The organism is Bacteroidota bacterium, from assembly GCA_016194975.1.
In the GTDB taxonomy this organism is placed as follows: domain Bacteria; phylum Bacteroidota; class Bacteroidia; order Palsa-965; family Palsa-965.
The window spans coordinates 152,959-168,581 of the sequence record JACQAM010000004.1 but is presented as its reverse complement, the minus strand read 5'-3'; the positions used below and the strand labels follow the sequence as shown (position 1 = coordinate 168,581).

Here is a 15,623-nt window from a genome sequence, read left to right as displayed (position 1 = left end):
ATTTAAAATGAAAAACGAAAAAGTAAAATCGGAATTCGCGGCAGTTTTCAACTTTTCAACCGGTTTTTCTTTCATTTAGTTCACAAATCATCTTGATACTTCCCGTTGCGACCGATATATTTGTGCGCCGGTTGAAAATCGTTTCTCCGGCAGAAAAATTCTTTTCTATGAATAATTTTCTCACTTCTTCCATTGGAAAAAAAACAGTGATGTCCCTCAGCGGACTTTTCCTCATTGTATTTCTGGTGGAACATATTTACGGAAATGTTCTGCTTTATTTCGGTGATGGAGGCAAAGCATTCAATGATTATTCGCACGATGCTGTGCGCAACATTCTCATCCGCATCATTGAGGTGGTGTTGTTCTTTGCCATCGTCGTGCACGTAGCGCAGGCGATCCTGCTCACGCGCGAGAATACAAATGCGCGTCCGGTGAAATACGCGGTGAATGGTGTGAACAAAACTTCTTCGTGGATCTCGCGCAATATGGGAATTACAGGAAGTGTTATTTTCTTTTTCCTCGTCGTTCATCTCTGGCAGTTTTTCGTTCCTTATCGCATAACAGATACTGTGGGCCATAATGAAAACCAACTCACACTTGCTCAATCGGTAGCTGTGGCATTCGGAAATCCGCTGTACGCTGTATTGTATTTTGTTTCCGTGGTCATTCTCGCTTTCCATCTCAGTCACGGATTCAAATCGGCGTTTCAATCGCTCGGGCTCAACAATAAAAAATACACTTCGGTGTGGGATATGGCAGCAACCGGCGTCGCACTCGTGTTCGGCATTGGCTTCGCATCATTCCCCATCCTGTTCTACGGCGCAAAACTTCTGCACAAGGATCTGCTCAACTGGAACATGTAAATAAAAAAAATAAAAAAAATCAAATCACAAAATCCAAAATATAATATTCACCAGGTTGGAATTTGGGATTTTCAATTTGAAATTTCGCTATGAAACTTGATTCAAAAATTCCCGACGGAACGCTCGACCAGAAATGGACGAATTATAAATCCACTGTTCCTCTTGTCAATCCTTCGAACAAACGTTCTATCGAGATCCTCATTATTGGATCAGGACTCGCAGGTGCATCTGCTGCTGCATCATTGGCAGAACTCGGTTATAAAGTGAAAGTTTTCTGTTTCCAGGATTCTCCGCGGCGCGCGCACTCGATCGCCGCACAGGGAGGTATCAATGCTGCAAAAAATTATCAGAATGATGGCGATAGTGTTTATCGCTTGTTTTACGATACGATCAAAGGCGGAGATTATCGCGCACGTGAAGGAAATGTGCATCGTCTTTCTGAAGTGAGTGCAAACATCATCGATCAGTGCGTTGCACAGGGGGTTCCTTTTGCGCGTGAATATGGCGGATTACTTTCCAATCGTTCATTCGGCGGAACACAAGTGCAAAGAACTTTTTACGCGGCCGGGCAAACCGGCCAGCAACTTTTACTCGGCGCGTATTCTGCATTGCAGAGACAAGTCGGACTCGGTGCTGTGAAAATGTATTCGCGACATGAAATGCTTGATGTGGTTCTTGTCGATGGAAAAGCGAGAGGAATCATTGCGCGCGATCTTGTAACCGGAAAACTCGAACGTCATTCGGGCCACGCGGTTCTTCTCTGCACCGGTGGATACGGAAATGTTTTTTATCTCTCCACGAATGCAATGGGGTCGAATGCCACTGCGGCGTGGAAAGCGAACAAGCGCGGTGCATTTTTTGGAAATCCATGCTTCACGCAAATTCATCCAACATGTATTCCTGTTTCCGGCGATCACCAATCGAAACTCACACTCATGTCGGAATCATTGCGCAATGACGGACGCATCTGGGTTCCGAAAAAACAAAATGATACAAGAAAAGGAAATGAGATTCCGGAAGACGAACGCGATTATTATCTCGAGCGTCGTTATCCTGCATTCGGAAATTTAGTTCCACGCGATGTGGCTTCGCGCGCTGCGAAAGAAAGATGCGATGCAGGATTCGGAGTAGGCACATCGAAGATGGCGGTATATCTGGATTTTGCTGCTGCTATAGAGCGCTATGGAAAACAGCAAGTGACAAAGCTCAATGAAGAACATGCTTCACCGGAACGGATCACTACGCTCGGAAAAGAAGTGGTGAAAGAGAAATACGGAAATCTTTTCGAGATGTACCAGAAGATCACCGACGAGAATCCGTATGAAGTGCCAATGAGAATTTATCCTGCTGTGCATTACACGATGGGCGGATTGTGGGTTGATTATAATCTCATGACAACTGTTCCGGGAATGTACGCGCTTGGCGAAGCAAATTTTTCTGATCACGGTGCAAATCGTCTCGGTGCTTCTGCATTGATGCAGGGACTCGCCGACGGATATTTTGTGATTCCCTATACGATCGGCGCTTATCTCAGTGGAATGATCCGCGATAAAGGAATTCCTGTTGATCATGTTGCATTCGCAGAAACAGAAAAAGCGGTGCAGGAAAATATTGACAAGATGATGGGAATAAAAGGAAAAAATTCTGTTGATCATTTTCACAAAAAACTCGGAAAGATCATGTGGGATAAATGCGGGATGGGAAGAAATGCAAAAGGTTTGCAGGAAGCGATTTCAGAGATACGCACGTTGCGCGAAGAATTCTGGAAAGATTTACGCATTCCCGGAACGCAGTACGAATTTAATGTTGAACTGGAGAAAGCAGGGCGCGTTGCCGATTTTCTCGAGCTGGGAGAATTGATTTGCATGGATGCATTGCAGCGGAATGAATCGTGCGGCGGGCATTTCCGCGAAGAATATCAAACAGAAGAAGGAGAAGCAAACCGTGATGACGAGAATTTTATGTTCGTAGCCGCGTGGGAAAATAAGGGCAACAATAATTATGAAATGCACAAAGAAGAATTGCAATACGAGAAAATAAAAGTCACCGCACGATCCTATAAATAATCTTTGCGTCTTTGCGGTTTCAATTTCACCGCTAAGGCGCTAAGCTAACGCAGAGAATTATGAATCTTACATTAAAAGTCTGGAGACAGAAAAATGCAAATGACAATGGCGGATTCGTCACTTACAAAGTGAGCGATATTTCTACCGACATGTCGTTCCTCGAAATGTTCGATGTGCTCAACGAGCGATTGATCCGTGAAGGAGAAGAGCCGATCGCGTTCGATCACGATTGCCGCGAAGGAATTTGCGGAATGTGTTCCATGCACATCAACGGACGTGCGCACGGGCCCTGGAGCGGAACCACCACCTGCCAGTTGCACATGCGCGCATTCAAAGACGGAGATACGATCACCGTTGAACCCTGGAGAGCATCTTCATTCCCGGTGATAAAAGATCTCGTCGTTGATCGTTCTTCATTCGATAAAATCCAGGCGGCCGGCGGATTTATTTCTGTGAATACAGGAAATGCAAAGGATGCGAATTCTATTCCTGTTCCGAAAGATGATGCTGATGCTTCATTCGCTGCTGCGGCCTGCATTGGTTGCGGCGCTTGTGTTGCCGCTTGTAAAAATTCTTCTGCCATGCTTTTTGTCTCTGCAAAAGTTTCTCAATTTGCACTTCTTCCGCAGGGAAAAACAGAACGCGCTGATCGTGTGCTGAACATGGTGAAAGAAATGGACGCGCTTGGTTTCGGAAATTGTACCAATACCGGAAGTTGTGAAGCAGAATGCCCGAAAGAAATTTCACTGGAGAATATCGCGAGGATGAATCGGGAATATTTAGTGGCGAACCTGAAAAAGTAATTCTACCCATAAAAAAACCGCCTCGTCACTTCGATAGTTAATCGGGAACAAGGCGGTTTTCTTTTACATCTACATCAAAAATCATTCCATATTTTAATTTAAATCCTGTATTTTGGTGCTGTAGAAAATCACTATGCTACGACAGGGACTATACCAGAAATTACTCCAGAAATTATCGCCGCAGCAAATACAGCTGATGAAGTTGCTGCAGCTTCCTACCGTTGCGCTTGAACAACGCATCAAGGAGGAACTGGAAATAAATCCTGCGCTCGAAGAAGGAGATGAGAATGATGAAGAAGAAAATAAAGATGATCTCGCTGAAGATGATGATGGATTATTTGAAGAAGGAGAAGAGAAGGACACGAAGGATGATTTTGCATTGGAAGATTACATGAATGAAGATGAGGGAATTTCTTATAAGGAACGTGTAAATAATTCTCCGGCCGATGAAGAGCGAAGGGAATCTCCATTATCGCAGGGCCCCGGATTTCATGATCAGCTGCTCACGCAACTCGGATTGCAGCCGCTCGATGATCATCATTATAACGTAGGAGCATATCTCATCGGGAATATTGATGAGGATGGTTATATGCGTAGAGAACTTGCAGCGATCGTAGATGATATTGCATTCGCGCAGAACATCACGACCACTGAAGAAGAGTTGAAAGAATTACTCGAACTCATCCACACGTTCGATCCTGCGGGAGTAGGCGCACGCGATCTGCAGGAATGTTTGTTGCTGCAGTTGCAGCGGAAAATTCCGAAGACGGCAGAAGTGGTGCTCGCCATGCGCGTGGTGCAGGAACACATGGAAGAATTTTCCAAAAAACATTACGATAAAATTGCGCGTCGACTCGGTGTAGATGATGATTCATTGAAGCGTGTCATTCGCGAGATCACGAATCTCAATCCGAAACCCGGCGGCGCTACCGGTGATACCGCACGTGCCGTGCAGGATGTGGTTCCTGATTTTGTGGTTACCAATAATGACGGGAAACTTGATCTTACACTCAATGATCGCAATATGCCGGAGTTGCGCGTGAGCGGAATGTACGCGGGTATGCTCTCGGAATACGCGCGCAGCAAAGACAAGAGCAATAAAGAAGCCGCGACGTTCATCAAACAGAAAATTGATTCTGCAAAATGGTTTATGGATGCATTGCGCCAACGTCAGCAAACGTTGTTACTCACGATGCAAACCATTCTCGAATACCAGTATGATTATTTTGTGGAGGGCGATGAAACTTTATTGAAACCGATGATCCTGAAAGATATTGCAGACAGGGTGGGGCTCGACATTTCAACGGTGTCGCGCGTGGCGAACAGTAAATATGTGCAAACACAATTCGGCACTTTCCTGCTGAAAACATTTTTCTCCGAATCACTTTCCACTGATTCAGGCGAAGAAGTTTCGACGCGTGAAGTGAAAAAAATTCTTTCCGATTGCATTGGTGCCGAAGACAAACGCAAACCGCTGACCGACGATCGCCTTGCAAAAATTCTCAAGGACAAAGGGTACAACATTGCGAGAAGAACGGTTGCAAAGTACCGCGAACAGCTCGATATTCCTGTTGCGCGGCTGAGGAAGGAGTTGTAATATGACACAACTCTGTCGCGCTATTTCTTTTTTATTTCATCCGTTGCTCATGGTGGCTTATGCCACGGCCCTTTATCTTTTTTTCATTCCCACACCATTTGCTCCTCCTGATGAGCGTTTGCCTTTTTATATTCTCGGGCTTGTTGTTACAGGAACTTTTCTGCTGCCAATTATTTTTTCACTCATCACGATGCGTATCGGAAAAATAAAATCACTTGAAATGGAAACGCAGGGCGAAAGAAACTGGCCGCTCCTGCAAACCTCGGTAATCTATTTTGTAATTCTGTATTTTGTTCATCGCGCTGGCATTCCCCCGTTCATCCAGGTGTTCATGCTCGGCGCAACGGCCTGCATCATTCTCGCACTCATCATCAATTTAAAATGGAAGATCAGTTTGCACATGATCGGTATTGGCGGACTCGTGGGCGGACTTGCCGGCGATATTATCCGTGAAGAAACACCGGCCATAAAATTTGTTGCAGCGTTGTGTGTGCTGGCAGGAATTATTGCATCAGCCCGGCATTATCTGGGAACACATTCTTTATTGCAATTACTTGCCGGATTTATCACTGGATTTGCAACATTATTTTTACTGATGATGTACCTGTTGCATTGATCGGGAGAATCGTCTTTTCTCAACTCAAATTACCAGAGAATTCACTTCAGCATAGCGGCCACCTTATCGTAATTAATCTTCACCACCACCTCATCTCCATTGGTAAGCATGATCTTGCATCCTTTTCCAAAACGCGTTACAGAACGGATATTTTTCTTGATAAAATAGTATTCATCGATCTTGAGAAGAACCGGAATATCATTGGCAGGGGGAAGGTTCTCTTCTTGTTTGTTATTCACAGGAGTATTTTTTACTTTTAGTCTTGTAAAGGTAACGAATCGACCCCCGTTTTCGTACACTGTTAACAACCTTGTTTATTTTCAGGGAAAAACGATAACCGCAGGCAACCCGGTTTCGAAGACCTTTATAGCAAACACCATTAGCGAAACACTGTTTTGAAACAACATCTACTTGTTTTAGTTTTTTTCTTTTCATTGCCGCTGAGCATTTTTGCCGGCAATAAATATTGGGTGGGCGGAAGCGGGCGCTGGAACGATCCTAATCACTGGTCAATTGTTGCGAATGGAAAACCGGGAACAGGTATTCCATCCTCGACTGATAATGTTATTCTGGGAACTGATCTGTCTTCCGCAACCGATTCCGTTTTTATTGATGATCATGTTTTTGCTTTGGATTTTTCTGTGAATGATCTCCCGGGTGCTGCAAAAATTATTCTTTGTGGCAATGGAGAAATTCACATTGGCGGAAATATTTCCATTGGAATAATTTTCAATGATCGGTTCAGCGGTAAATGGATCCTGCAGGACGAATTCGGTGGAATGCGTGATAACAGCACCGCATTAATTAAAACGAATGGACAGGTTTTTACGGGAGAATTTATTTTCAATGCGGATAAAAAAATTGAGAGTACTTATTCTGTTTCCGATAAACTTTACGTAAACAATTCGATCACGATCAATGTAAATGCCGAACTTCTTGTAGGAGAAAATTCAACAGTAGTTTCAAAACAGATCATTTCCGCAGGGTCACTCATCAACCAGGGCGGGCGTGTACTCGCCTCCAATGATGATCCTGCTGCACAGCGAAATTCTAATCCACAGAATCCGCAAACACATACGGTAACCACAGTTGTTACTCCTAATCTGTGCAACGGCCAATGCAATGCAACGGCGACTGCTGTGGTATCAGGCGGATCAGGAACGTTCACTTATCTCTGGAGTAATTCTCAAACAACACAAACCGCAACCGGACTCTGCGCTGGAACTTATCTTGTTGTGGTAACTGACGTAGTGTTTGGCGACCAGGTTCCTGCATTTGCTATTGTTACCGATCCACCTCCAATTGTAATTTTCTTTTCTTCTGTTGCCCCTTTATGCAGCGGACAATGTAATGGTTCTATTACTGCAAGTGCTGCAGGTGGAACGGGCGCTTTCAGTTATTTGTGGGCACCCGGTGGACAAACTACAGCTACGATCAACGGACAATGTGCAGGTGGTTATACAATAACCGTCACCGATGCGAATGGTTGTACTCTAACACAAACCTTTAATCTTACACAACCCAATCCGCTCGTTGCGAACGGAACCAGTGCCAATGTCAATTGCTTCGCAGCATGTAATGGAACAGCTTCTGTTGCACCAACAGGCGGCACTGCTCCTTATACTTATTCCTGGTCGCCGGGCGGACAAACAACGCCTGCAGTGTCTGGTTTGTGTCCCGGTACTTATACATGCACAATTACTGACGCGCATAATTGTACTACTACTTATGTTGCAACAATAACACAACCGCCTGCACTCACCGTTACTATGAGTCATACCAATGCAAGTTGTTTTGGTGTGTGCGACGGAACTGCAACAGGAACGGTTTCCGGTGGAACAAGTCCGTATGTTTATTCTTGGCTTCCGGGATTACAGGTCACGCCTACTATCAATGGACAATGTGCAGGAACATATACATTGAATGTTACTGATGCAAATGGTTGTACCGTGCAGGGAACAGTTACTATTACACAACCCGCGCAACTTTTTGTTGCACCAACCGGTGTGAATATTACCTGCTTCAACGCGTGCAACGGAACTGCTGCTGCGAATGCTTCGGGCGGAACATCTCCTTACACATACAATTGGTCTCCATCAGGCGGAACCGGCCCAACGGCTTCCAATTTATGTCCCGGAACTTATACTGTGAATGTTACTGATGCGAACGGATGTACAGCGAGCGGACAGGTCACCATTAACCAACCCACACAACTTCTTTCAAATGCAACGGGAATAAATATTACATGCTTCGGTGCATGCAACGGTTCGGCAACTTCAAATCCTTCGGGAGGAACTTCACCGTACACTTATAACTGGATGCCCGGAAGTTTAAATACGCAAACAATTTTTGGTCTTTGTCCGGGATCTTACACATTGACAGTAACGGATGCGAACAATTGTACAGCGAATGCAACCATCACAATTACTCAACCGAACCAATTATTTGCCGGAGCTTCACACACCAATGTTTCCTGCAACGCAGCGTGTGACGGAACTGCCACAGCAACGCCATCGGGTGGTGTTTCACCTTATTCTTACAATTGGCAACCAGGAAATTTTTCTACTTCTACCATCAGCGGACTTTGTCCCGGAACATATACTCTTACAGTTACAGATGCGAATGGTTGTACTGCAACACAAAACGTAACCATCACACAACCGAATCCGCTTTCTGTTACGATCAATTCAACGCAAATCACCTGTAACAGTAATTGCAATGGAACAGCAGCTGCAGTTGTTGCCGGAGGTTCACCAACGTTCACGTATTTGTGGTCCCCGGGCGGACAAACAACTTCTTCCATCAGTGCATTATGTGTGGGAACATATACGGTTGATGTTACTGATGCGAATGGTTGTACCACGAGTGCACAGGTTACGCTCAATCAACCTTCCGCTCTTATTCTCACTCCGGCTTTTTCCAATGCAAGTTGTAGTGGAAATTGTAATGGAAGTGCAAGTGTAACTCCATCGGGCGGAACTTCACCGTATACTTATTTATGGTCGCCGGGCGCACAAACAACTTCTTCCATCAATAATCTCTGCGCAGGAACTTATACCTGCAATGTCACTGATGCAGCTGGTTGTACAGGACAGGATATTATTACAATAACGGAACCGAATGCTCTGCTTGCGAATGTTACTTCAATAAATGTTTCGTGCAATGGCGGATGCAATGGATCTGCTACTGCTAATCCAAATGGAGGAACTGGGCCTTACACTTATTTATGGATGCCTGGAGGGCAAACTACAAATAACGTAAGCGGACTTTGCGCAGGAAATTATACAGTTACCATTACAGATGTGAATGGATGCACAGTGAATCAGCAGGTGAATATTACACAACCACCTCCGCTTCTTGCAGTAGTAACTTCAACAACTTCGAGTTGTAATATCTGTAATGGAACAGCAACTGTTTCTCCGAGTGGAGGAACCGCTCCGTTCGCTTACTTCTGGACTCCGGCCGGAGGAACAAATCCAACAGCAACAAATCTTTGCATCGGGAATTACACCGTTACAGTTACTGATGCTGGCGGTTGTACTGCAACAGCAATAGCAGTTATTACACCAGTTGTGAATATTGCAGTTACCACTTCCGGTTCTAATCTCACTTGTTTCGGATCGTGCAATGGAACTGCAAGTGCGAATGCTTCCGGTGGAACAGGCCCTTATTCTTATAATTGGTCGCCTATCGGGCAGAATACACAAACTGTTTCCGCATTGTGCGCGGGTAGTTACACAGTAACTGCAACAGATGCCAACGGATGTTTCAATACAGATACCATCACATTCTTAGATCCTCCGCTGCTTACTGCGACCACGACAAACACGAATGCATCCTGTAATGCAGTTTGCGATGCAACTGCAACTGCAACACCTTCCGGCGGAACCGGTGGTTATTCTTATTCCTGGATGCCCGGCGGACAAACTACTCAAACAGCAACGAATCTCTGTGCAGGATCATACACGCTCACCGTGACGGATGCCAATGGTTGTACTGTAACACAAACCATCACTGTTACCGAACCTTCATTGATCGTAGCAAATCAAACAGTAACCAATGCAAACTGTACCTTATGTGACGGAAGTATTACAGCAAATCCATCAGGAGGATTCGGCCCGTATACTTATTCATGGGCGCCGGGCGCACAAACCACGCAAACTATTTCTTCACTCTGCCCCGGAATTTATACGCTCACAATTACAGATGCAACAGGATGTTCTGTGAATACGCAGATCGCAGTGAGCAACATCGCCGGCCCGACTGTGACTGCTACATCTACCAATGCAAGTTGTAACGCCGTGTGTGATGGAACAGGAACAGCAACTGTAACAGCTGGTGTTTCTCCTTATACTTATGACTGGACACCGGGCAATCCTGTTGGAGACGGAACGCCGAATGTTTCTGCATTATGTGCCGGCACTTATTTCTGCCAGGTGACCGATGCGGTGGGTTGCATAACTTTTACCAGCATCACCATTACAGAACCTCAGCCACTCACTGCAACATCTACGATCACCAATGTTTCTTGTGGCGGAAATTCTGACGGAAGTATTACTGTAAATCCATCCGGCGGAACGGGCCCCTATTCTTATTCATGGGCTCCGGGCGGGCAACCTACTCAAACAATTTCAGGATTAACTGCGGGAACTTATACGATCACCATTACAGATGCGAATAGTTGTACACTCATTCAGAATATTACGGTAACTGAACCGGCAATTCTTACTTCAAGTTCTTCATTCACGAATGTGCTTTGTAACGGAGCTTGCAACGGAACAGGAACAATTACTCCTGTAGGAGGAACCTCTCCTTATGTTTACAGTTGGTCGTCAGGACAGGGAACAGCCACTGCATTGAATCTTTGCCCGGGAACTTACACTGTTGATGTTACCGATGCGAATGGTTGTACTACAACACAACAGGTGACCATTACCGAACCTACGCCGCTTGTAACGTCTGTTTCTTCTACTGATGCAACCTGCAATGCGGTTTGTGATGGAACTGCTACAGTTAGTGCAAGCGGCGGAACACCGGGATATACTTATTCGTGGTCGCCCGGCGGAGGAACGACTCCTTCTGTAAATAATCTTTGTGCCGGCGCATATTCGATCATCACTTCAGATCTCAATGGCTGTACTTCGGTACAATCGGTCACGATCCTGCAACCAACTGCGATCGTACTTTCGGCAAGCAGCGGACCTTTGAGTTGTTTTGGAAATTGCAATGGTGTTGCAAGTGTGAACGCTTCTGGTGGAACTCCGGGTTACACTTACAGCTGGGCACCGGGTGGGCAAACAACTTCTACCGCAACTGCACTCTGTTCCGGAACATACACAGTAACAGTAACTGATATTGCTGGTTGTGTTCAAACCGGGAATACTACAGTCACTCAACCACCACAACTTCTTGCGAATGTTTCTTCAACACCAACTACGTGTGGAAATAATTGTGATGGAACTGCAAGTGCAAATCCTGTGGGAGGAACAACACCGTATTCGTATCTCTGGGCACCGGGCGGACAAACCACTGCAACCATCACCAGTCAGTGTGCCGGAACTTATACTGTAACAGTTCGTGATGCGAATGGTTGCCAGGATATTCAGCAGGTAACAATCGCTAATTCTTCCAACATCACAGTTACCGTTGCAAATGCACCGGCAACTTGCAATGCCTGTGATGGAACAATGTCGGTGACACCAGTTGGTGGAACTGCGCCTTATACTTACAGTTGGTCTGGCGGATTACCTCCGCAACCGAATCAAACAAATCTTTGCGCAGGAATTTATACAGTGACGGTAACGGATGCCAACGGATGTTCATCTTCATTCACACTCACGCTGAATAATTCCGGAGGGCCAACTGGTGAAACGGTTGTTACAACTCCAACTTCCTGCTCTTATTCCTGCGATGGAACAGCGAACGTTACTCCGATCGGCGGAACAATTCCTTATACTTATCTCTGGAATCCCGGTGGGCAAACCGTGAATTCACTTTCGAATATGTGCGGCGGAAATTATTTTCTGCAGGTTACTGATGCAAATGGATGTATTCGTTTCTCTCCGGTCACGATCACTACTCCTCCTGCAATTGTTCCGAATCCATTTGTTGCTAATGCGTCTTGCACCGGAATTTGTGACGGATCAATTTCTCTTGCACCAACAGGGGGAACCGGCGCGTACACTTATCTGTGGTCGCCCGGCGGACAAATTACTTCGAACATCAGCGCGCTTTGTGTTGGAAATTATAGTTGCGTGATCACCGATGCAAATGGTTGTACGGATACTTCGGCTTCTGTGGTCAATCCGTGGAATACATTAACCGCAGCTATTACTTCATCAAATCCGGGTTGCAATACTTCCTGCAATGGAACAGCAACAGTGAACATCACTTCCGGTACAGCGCCATTCACTTTCCAATGGAGCGATCCGATTGCGCAAACAACACAAACAGCAACGGGATTATGTGCGGGAACTTATTCGGTGATCGTCAATGATGCCGGAGGTTGTTCCAATACTTTGACTGTAACACTTGTTGCACCTTCAGCGATCACGATCAATCCTTCTATCACTCCGACTACATGCGGACAATGCAACGGAAGTGTAACGCTCAATGCAAGCGGTGGAACAAGTCCTTATACTTATTTGTGGAGCAATGGAGCGCCAACTTCAACGGTGAATAGTCTTTGCTCCGGAGTTTACAATGTAACGGTGACCGACGCAACAGGATGTTCTGTTACATTCACCATTACAGTTACCAGCAGCGGCGGGCCAACGATTACCAGTTCTTCACTCAACAATGCTTCCTGTAACGGAGTTTGTGACGGATCACTGAGTGTGAATGTGAATGGAGGAATTCCGCCTTACACTTATCTCTGGTTGCCAGGCGGACAAACTACGACGAGTATCAATAATCTCTGCGCGGGCGTGTACATCTTCCAGGCGCGCGATTCTGCAGGTTGTACTGTAACACAAACCTTCGCCATCAACGAACCTTCTGCTATTGTTCTGAACCAGCTGATTGATAATACACTTTGCGGAGTTTGTTCGGGCGCTATCACGCTCACGCCTTCGGGTGGAACAGGCCCGTACACCTACGCGTGGCTGCCCGGTGGACAAACTACCAGCAGCATCAATTTACTCTGTGCAGGAATTTATACCGTTACCGTCACCGATGCGAATGGTTGTGCTCAAACACTACCCATGCCTGTGAGCAACAGCAATAGCGGAATGGTTCTCACGACAACAGCTACTGATGTTTCCTGCAACGGAAGCTGCAATGGCGTAGGCGTTGTTGTAGCTGCCGGCGGAACGGGACCTTATACTTACAACTGGAGTAATGCCAGCGTGAATGATACGGCAAGTGCATTGTGTCCCGGAAATTATATTGTGCAGGCAACGGATGCATCCGGTTGTGTTGCATCCGGATCTGTAACGATCACGCAACCTACACAACTAGCCGGATCGATCCCGTTCGTGCAGGATGAATTATGCGCGGGTGCATGCAATGGAACGATCACTGCAATTCCTTCCGGTGGTACTATGCCTTACACATATACCTGGAGCAATGCCCAGACCACTCAAACTGCGAATAGTCTTTGCGCCGGAACCTACACGGTCACGATCGCCGATGCCAATGGTTGTATTATAACACAAACTGATACGATCATATCGCCGATAGTCATTGTGATGGGAAGCCCGGTTGTTGTTGATGCGAGTTGTACGAATACAGCTGATGGATCTATTACTACCACTGTGAGCGGCGGAACATTGCCTTACCTGTTTGCATGGACCGGCCCGAACGGTTACACAGCGAATACACTGAACATTTCCGGTTTATTGCCCGGCTCCTACACACTCGTGGTCACCGACGCGAATGGTTGCAGTAATGGAGATACGGTTCTTGTGAATGCACTCACTCCCGTAGTGGCAGGTGCAGGCAACGATACTACATTCTGCCAGAACGGAAATATTACGCTCAATGCGACAACTTCTGCCGGTGCAACATATCAATGGTTCCAATTGCCGGGAAATACCAGTGTTGGTAATACACAATCGGTAACAGTGATCCCGCCTTCTGGAACAACCAACTATATGCTCGTTGTTACCAATGGCGCGTGCAGCGATACGGATTTTGTTGCAGTTACTTCCAATCCGGCGCCGAATGCAAATGCAGGACCAGACGTGGAGATCATTACCGGAATGACAACAACACTCGGAGGAAATCCAACCGGCCCTAACGGAACTACATTCATCTGGTCGCCGACAACAGATCTTGGAAATTCTACTTCATCGAATCCTGTTGCTTCTCCGCAAACAACAACAACTTATGTTGTTTATGTTACTGATGCGAACGGATGTATCGGCAGCGATACGGTCGTCGTGACGGTAGTGCCGGAGATCAATTTTCCCAATGGATTTACGCCGAATAACGATGGAATAAACGACGTGTGGGTGATCGATAATATTCAATTGTTCCCGCATTGCCGCGTAGAAGTTTATAACCGCTGGGGTGAATTACTTTTCGGTTCCGACGGATATAATATTCCGTGGGATGGAAAATACAAAGGACAGGATCTTCCTGTCGGAACTTATTATTACATCATCAAACTGAATGATCCGATGTTCCCGCAGGTTTACACAGGGCCAATTACCATCATGCGATGAAAAAATATTTTCTCCATATTGCAATTGCAGGGTTGTGCTTCAGTACAACCTTGATCCGTGCGCAGCAATTGCCGCATTACAGCCAGTACATGCTCAACGATTATGTGATGAACCCGGCGATAGGGGGGAAGAATCCTTATTTCATTGGAATGTCTGCTAACCGTTACCAGTGGGGAGGAATTACTGATGCGCCGAGAACATACATTCTCAGTTGTCATGGCCCGATGAAATACGATCACATGGGAATAGGCGGGCAATTGTTCACTGACATTGTTGGCCCAACACGACGCACCGGATTTTATATGTCGTATGCGTATCACGCGCCGCTTACGGATAAAATAAAATTGTCGTTCGGACTTTCCGCAGGAATACTTCAGTTTATGGTGGACGGACAAAAAATAACTTTACATGATCCTGGCGATCTTATTCTCACCAATTCATTGCAGTCGGTGCTCACTCCCGATTTCGGTGCAGGATTTTATCTGTACAGTGATCATTGGTGGGTGGGCGCATCATGCCTGCAGATCCAACAGAGTAAATTGAAATTCTTCGATTACATGTCGAACACCACAAGTATTTTAACGCGTACTTATTATGGGATGATGGGATATCGGCAGCCGATCGGCGATGATTTTATCATTGAAGCATCGGCGCTCATGAAATATGTTCATCCTGCTCCGTTCCAGTTCGACGTGAGTTTGCGCGGAATTTACAAAGGGAAATTCTGGATTGGCGCTTCGTATAGAAATCTTGATGCGTACGATCTTTTCGCCGGATTTGTGATGCGCGAAAACCTGATGTTCGGTTATGCCTACGATCTTACGTACACTAATCTTGCAAATTATTCAACGGGCACACACGAGCTGGTGATCGGAATAAAATTCAATGAGCACGGTGTGAAAAAAGGAGATGGGTCGACACCGCAATTCAACTGAGTACGAAATACGAAATCCCGAATTAATTCGGGATTTTGTATTTCGTACTCCCCAAAAAAAGACCCGCCTCATTCGAA

General features: G+C 45.9%; 8 protein-coding genes. 7 read left to right on the top strand and 1 reads right to left on the bottom strand.

Going from position 1 to position 15,623, the window contains the following annotated elements; translation table 11 throughout:
- The first annotated feature begins 167 nt into the window (after nucleotides 1–167).
- The 5 genes from HY064_02685 to HY064_02665 all read left to right on the top strand — a co-directional run bounded on the left by HY064_02685 (nucleotide 168) and on the right by HY064_02665 (nucleotide 5,945).
- On the top strand, nucleotides 168–863 hold the full coding sequence (locus HY064_02685) for a succinate dehydrogenase cytochrome b subunit (GenBank protein ID MBI3509541.1): 696 nt from the start codon (nucleotides 168–170) through the stop codon (nucleotides 861–863).
- Between the two features lie 89 nt (nucleotides 864–952).
- Nucleotides 953–2,929, top strand: coding sequence for a fumarate reductase/succinate dehydrogenase flavoprotein subunit (locus HY064_02680; GenBank protein MBI3509540.1), 1,977 nt, complete (start codon nucleotides 953–955; stop codon nucleotides 2,927–2,929).
- 59 nt (nucleotides 2,930–2,988) lie between these two features.
- On the top strand, nucleotides 2,989–3,732 hold the full coding sequence (locus HY064_02675) for a succinate dehydrogenase/fumarate reductase iron-sulfur subunit (GenBank protein MBI3509539.1): 744 nt from the start codon (nucleotides 2,989–2,991) through the stop codon (nucleotides 3,730–3,732).
- Between the two features lie 133 nt (nucleotides 3,733–3,865).
- Entirely contained in the window at nucleotides 3,866–5,329 is a 1,464-nt protein-coding gene (rpoN, locus tag HY064_02670; protein MBI3509538.1) for an RNA polymerase factor sigma-54, read from the top strand.
- 1 nt (nucleotide 5,330) lies between these two features.
- Nucleotides 5,331–5,945 carry a hypothetical protein gene (locus HY064_02665; GenBank protein MBI3509537.1) on the top strand — a complete coding sequence of 205 codons (615 nt, stop codon included), beginning with the start codon at nucleotides 5,331–5,333 and terminating at the stop codon, nucleotides 5,943–5,945.
- Between the two features lie 41 nt (nucleotides 5,946–5,986).
- Here the strand turns inward: HY064_02665 and HY064_02660 are convergent, their stop codons facing one another.
- Nucleotides 5,987–6,184, bottom strand: coding sequence for a hypothetical protein (locus tag HY064_02660; protein MBI3509536.1), 198 nt, complete (start codon nucleotides 6,182–6,184; stop codon nucleotides 5,987–5,989).
- Between the two features lie 156 nt (nucleotides 6,185–6,340).
- Between HY064_02660 and HY064_02655 the strand changes: the two genes are divergently transcribed.
- Both HY064_02655 and HY064_02650 read left to right on the top strand, forming a co-directional pair.
- Complete coding sequence (locus HY064_02655; GenBank protein ID MBI3509535.1) at nucleotides 6,341–14,611, top strand: gliding motility-associated C-terminal domain-containing protein; 8,271 nt, start codon at nucleotides 6,341–6,343, stop codon at nucleotides 14,609–14,611.
- On the top strand, nucleotides 14,608–15,546 hold the full coding sequence (locus HY064_02650) for a type IX secretion system membrane protein PorP/SprF (protein MBI3509534.1): 939 nt from the start codon (nucleotides 14,608–14,610) through the stop codon (nucleotides 15,544–15,546). Before HY064_02655 ends, HY064_02650 begins: the two co-directional genes overlap by 4 nt.
- Nucleotides 15,547–15,623 lie beyond the last annotated feature (77 nt).

What these genes read in the sequence shown, in the direction of transcription:
- HY064_02685 (MBI3509541.1), top strand. Translation starts at nt 168, where the DNA reads ATGAATAATTTTCTCACTTCTTCCATTGGAAAAAAAACAGTGATGTCC.
- HY064_02680 (MBI3509540.1), top strand. Translation starts at nt 953, where the DNA reads ATGAAACTTGATTCAAAAATTCCCGACGGAACGCTCGACCAGAAATGG.
- HY064_02675 (MBI3509539.1), top strand. Translation starts at nt 2,989, where the DNA reads ATGAATCTTACATTAAAAGTCTGGAGACAGAAAAATGCAAATGACAAT.
- rpoN (MBI3509538.1), top strand. Translation starts at nt 3,866, where the DNA reads ATGCTACGACAGGGACTATACCAGAAATTACTCCAGAAATTATCGCCG.
- HY064_02665 (MBI3509537.1), top strand. Translation starts at nt 5,331, where the DNA reads ATGACACAACTCTGTCGCGCTATTTCTTTTTTATTTCATCCGTTGCTC.
- HY064_02650 (MBI3509534.1), top strand. Translation starts at nt 14,608, where the DNA reads ATGAAAAAATATTTTCTCCATATTGCAATTGCAGGGTTGTGCTTCAGT.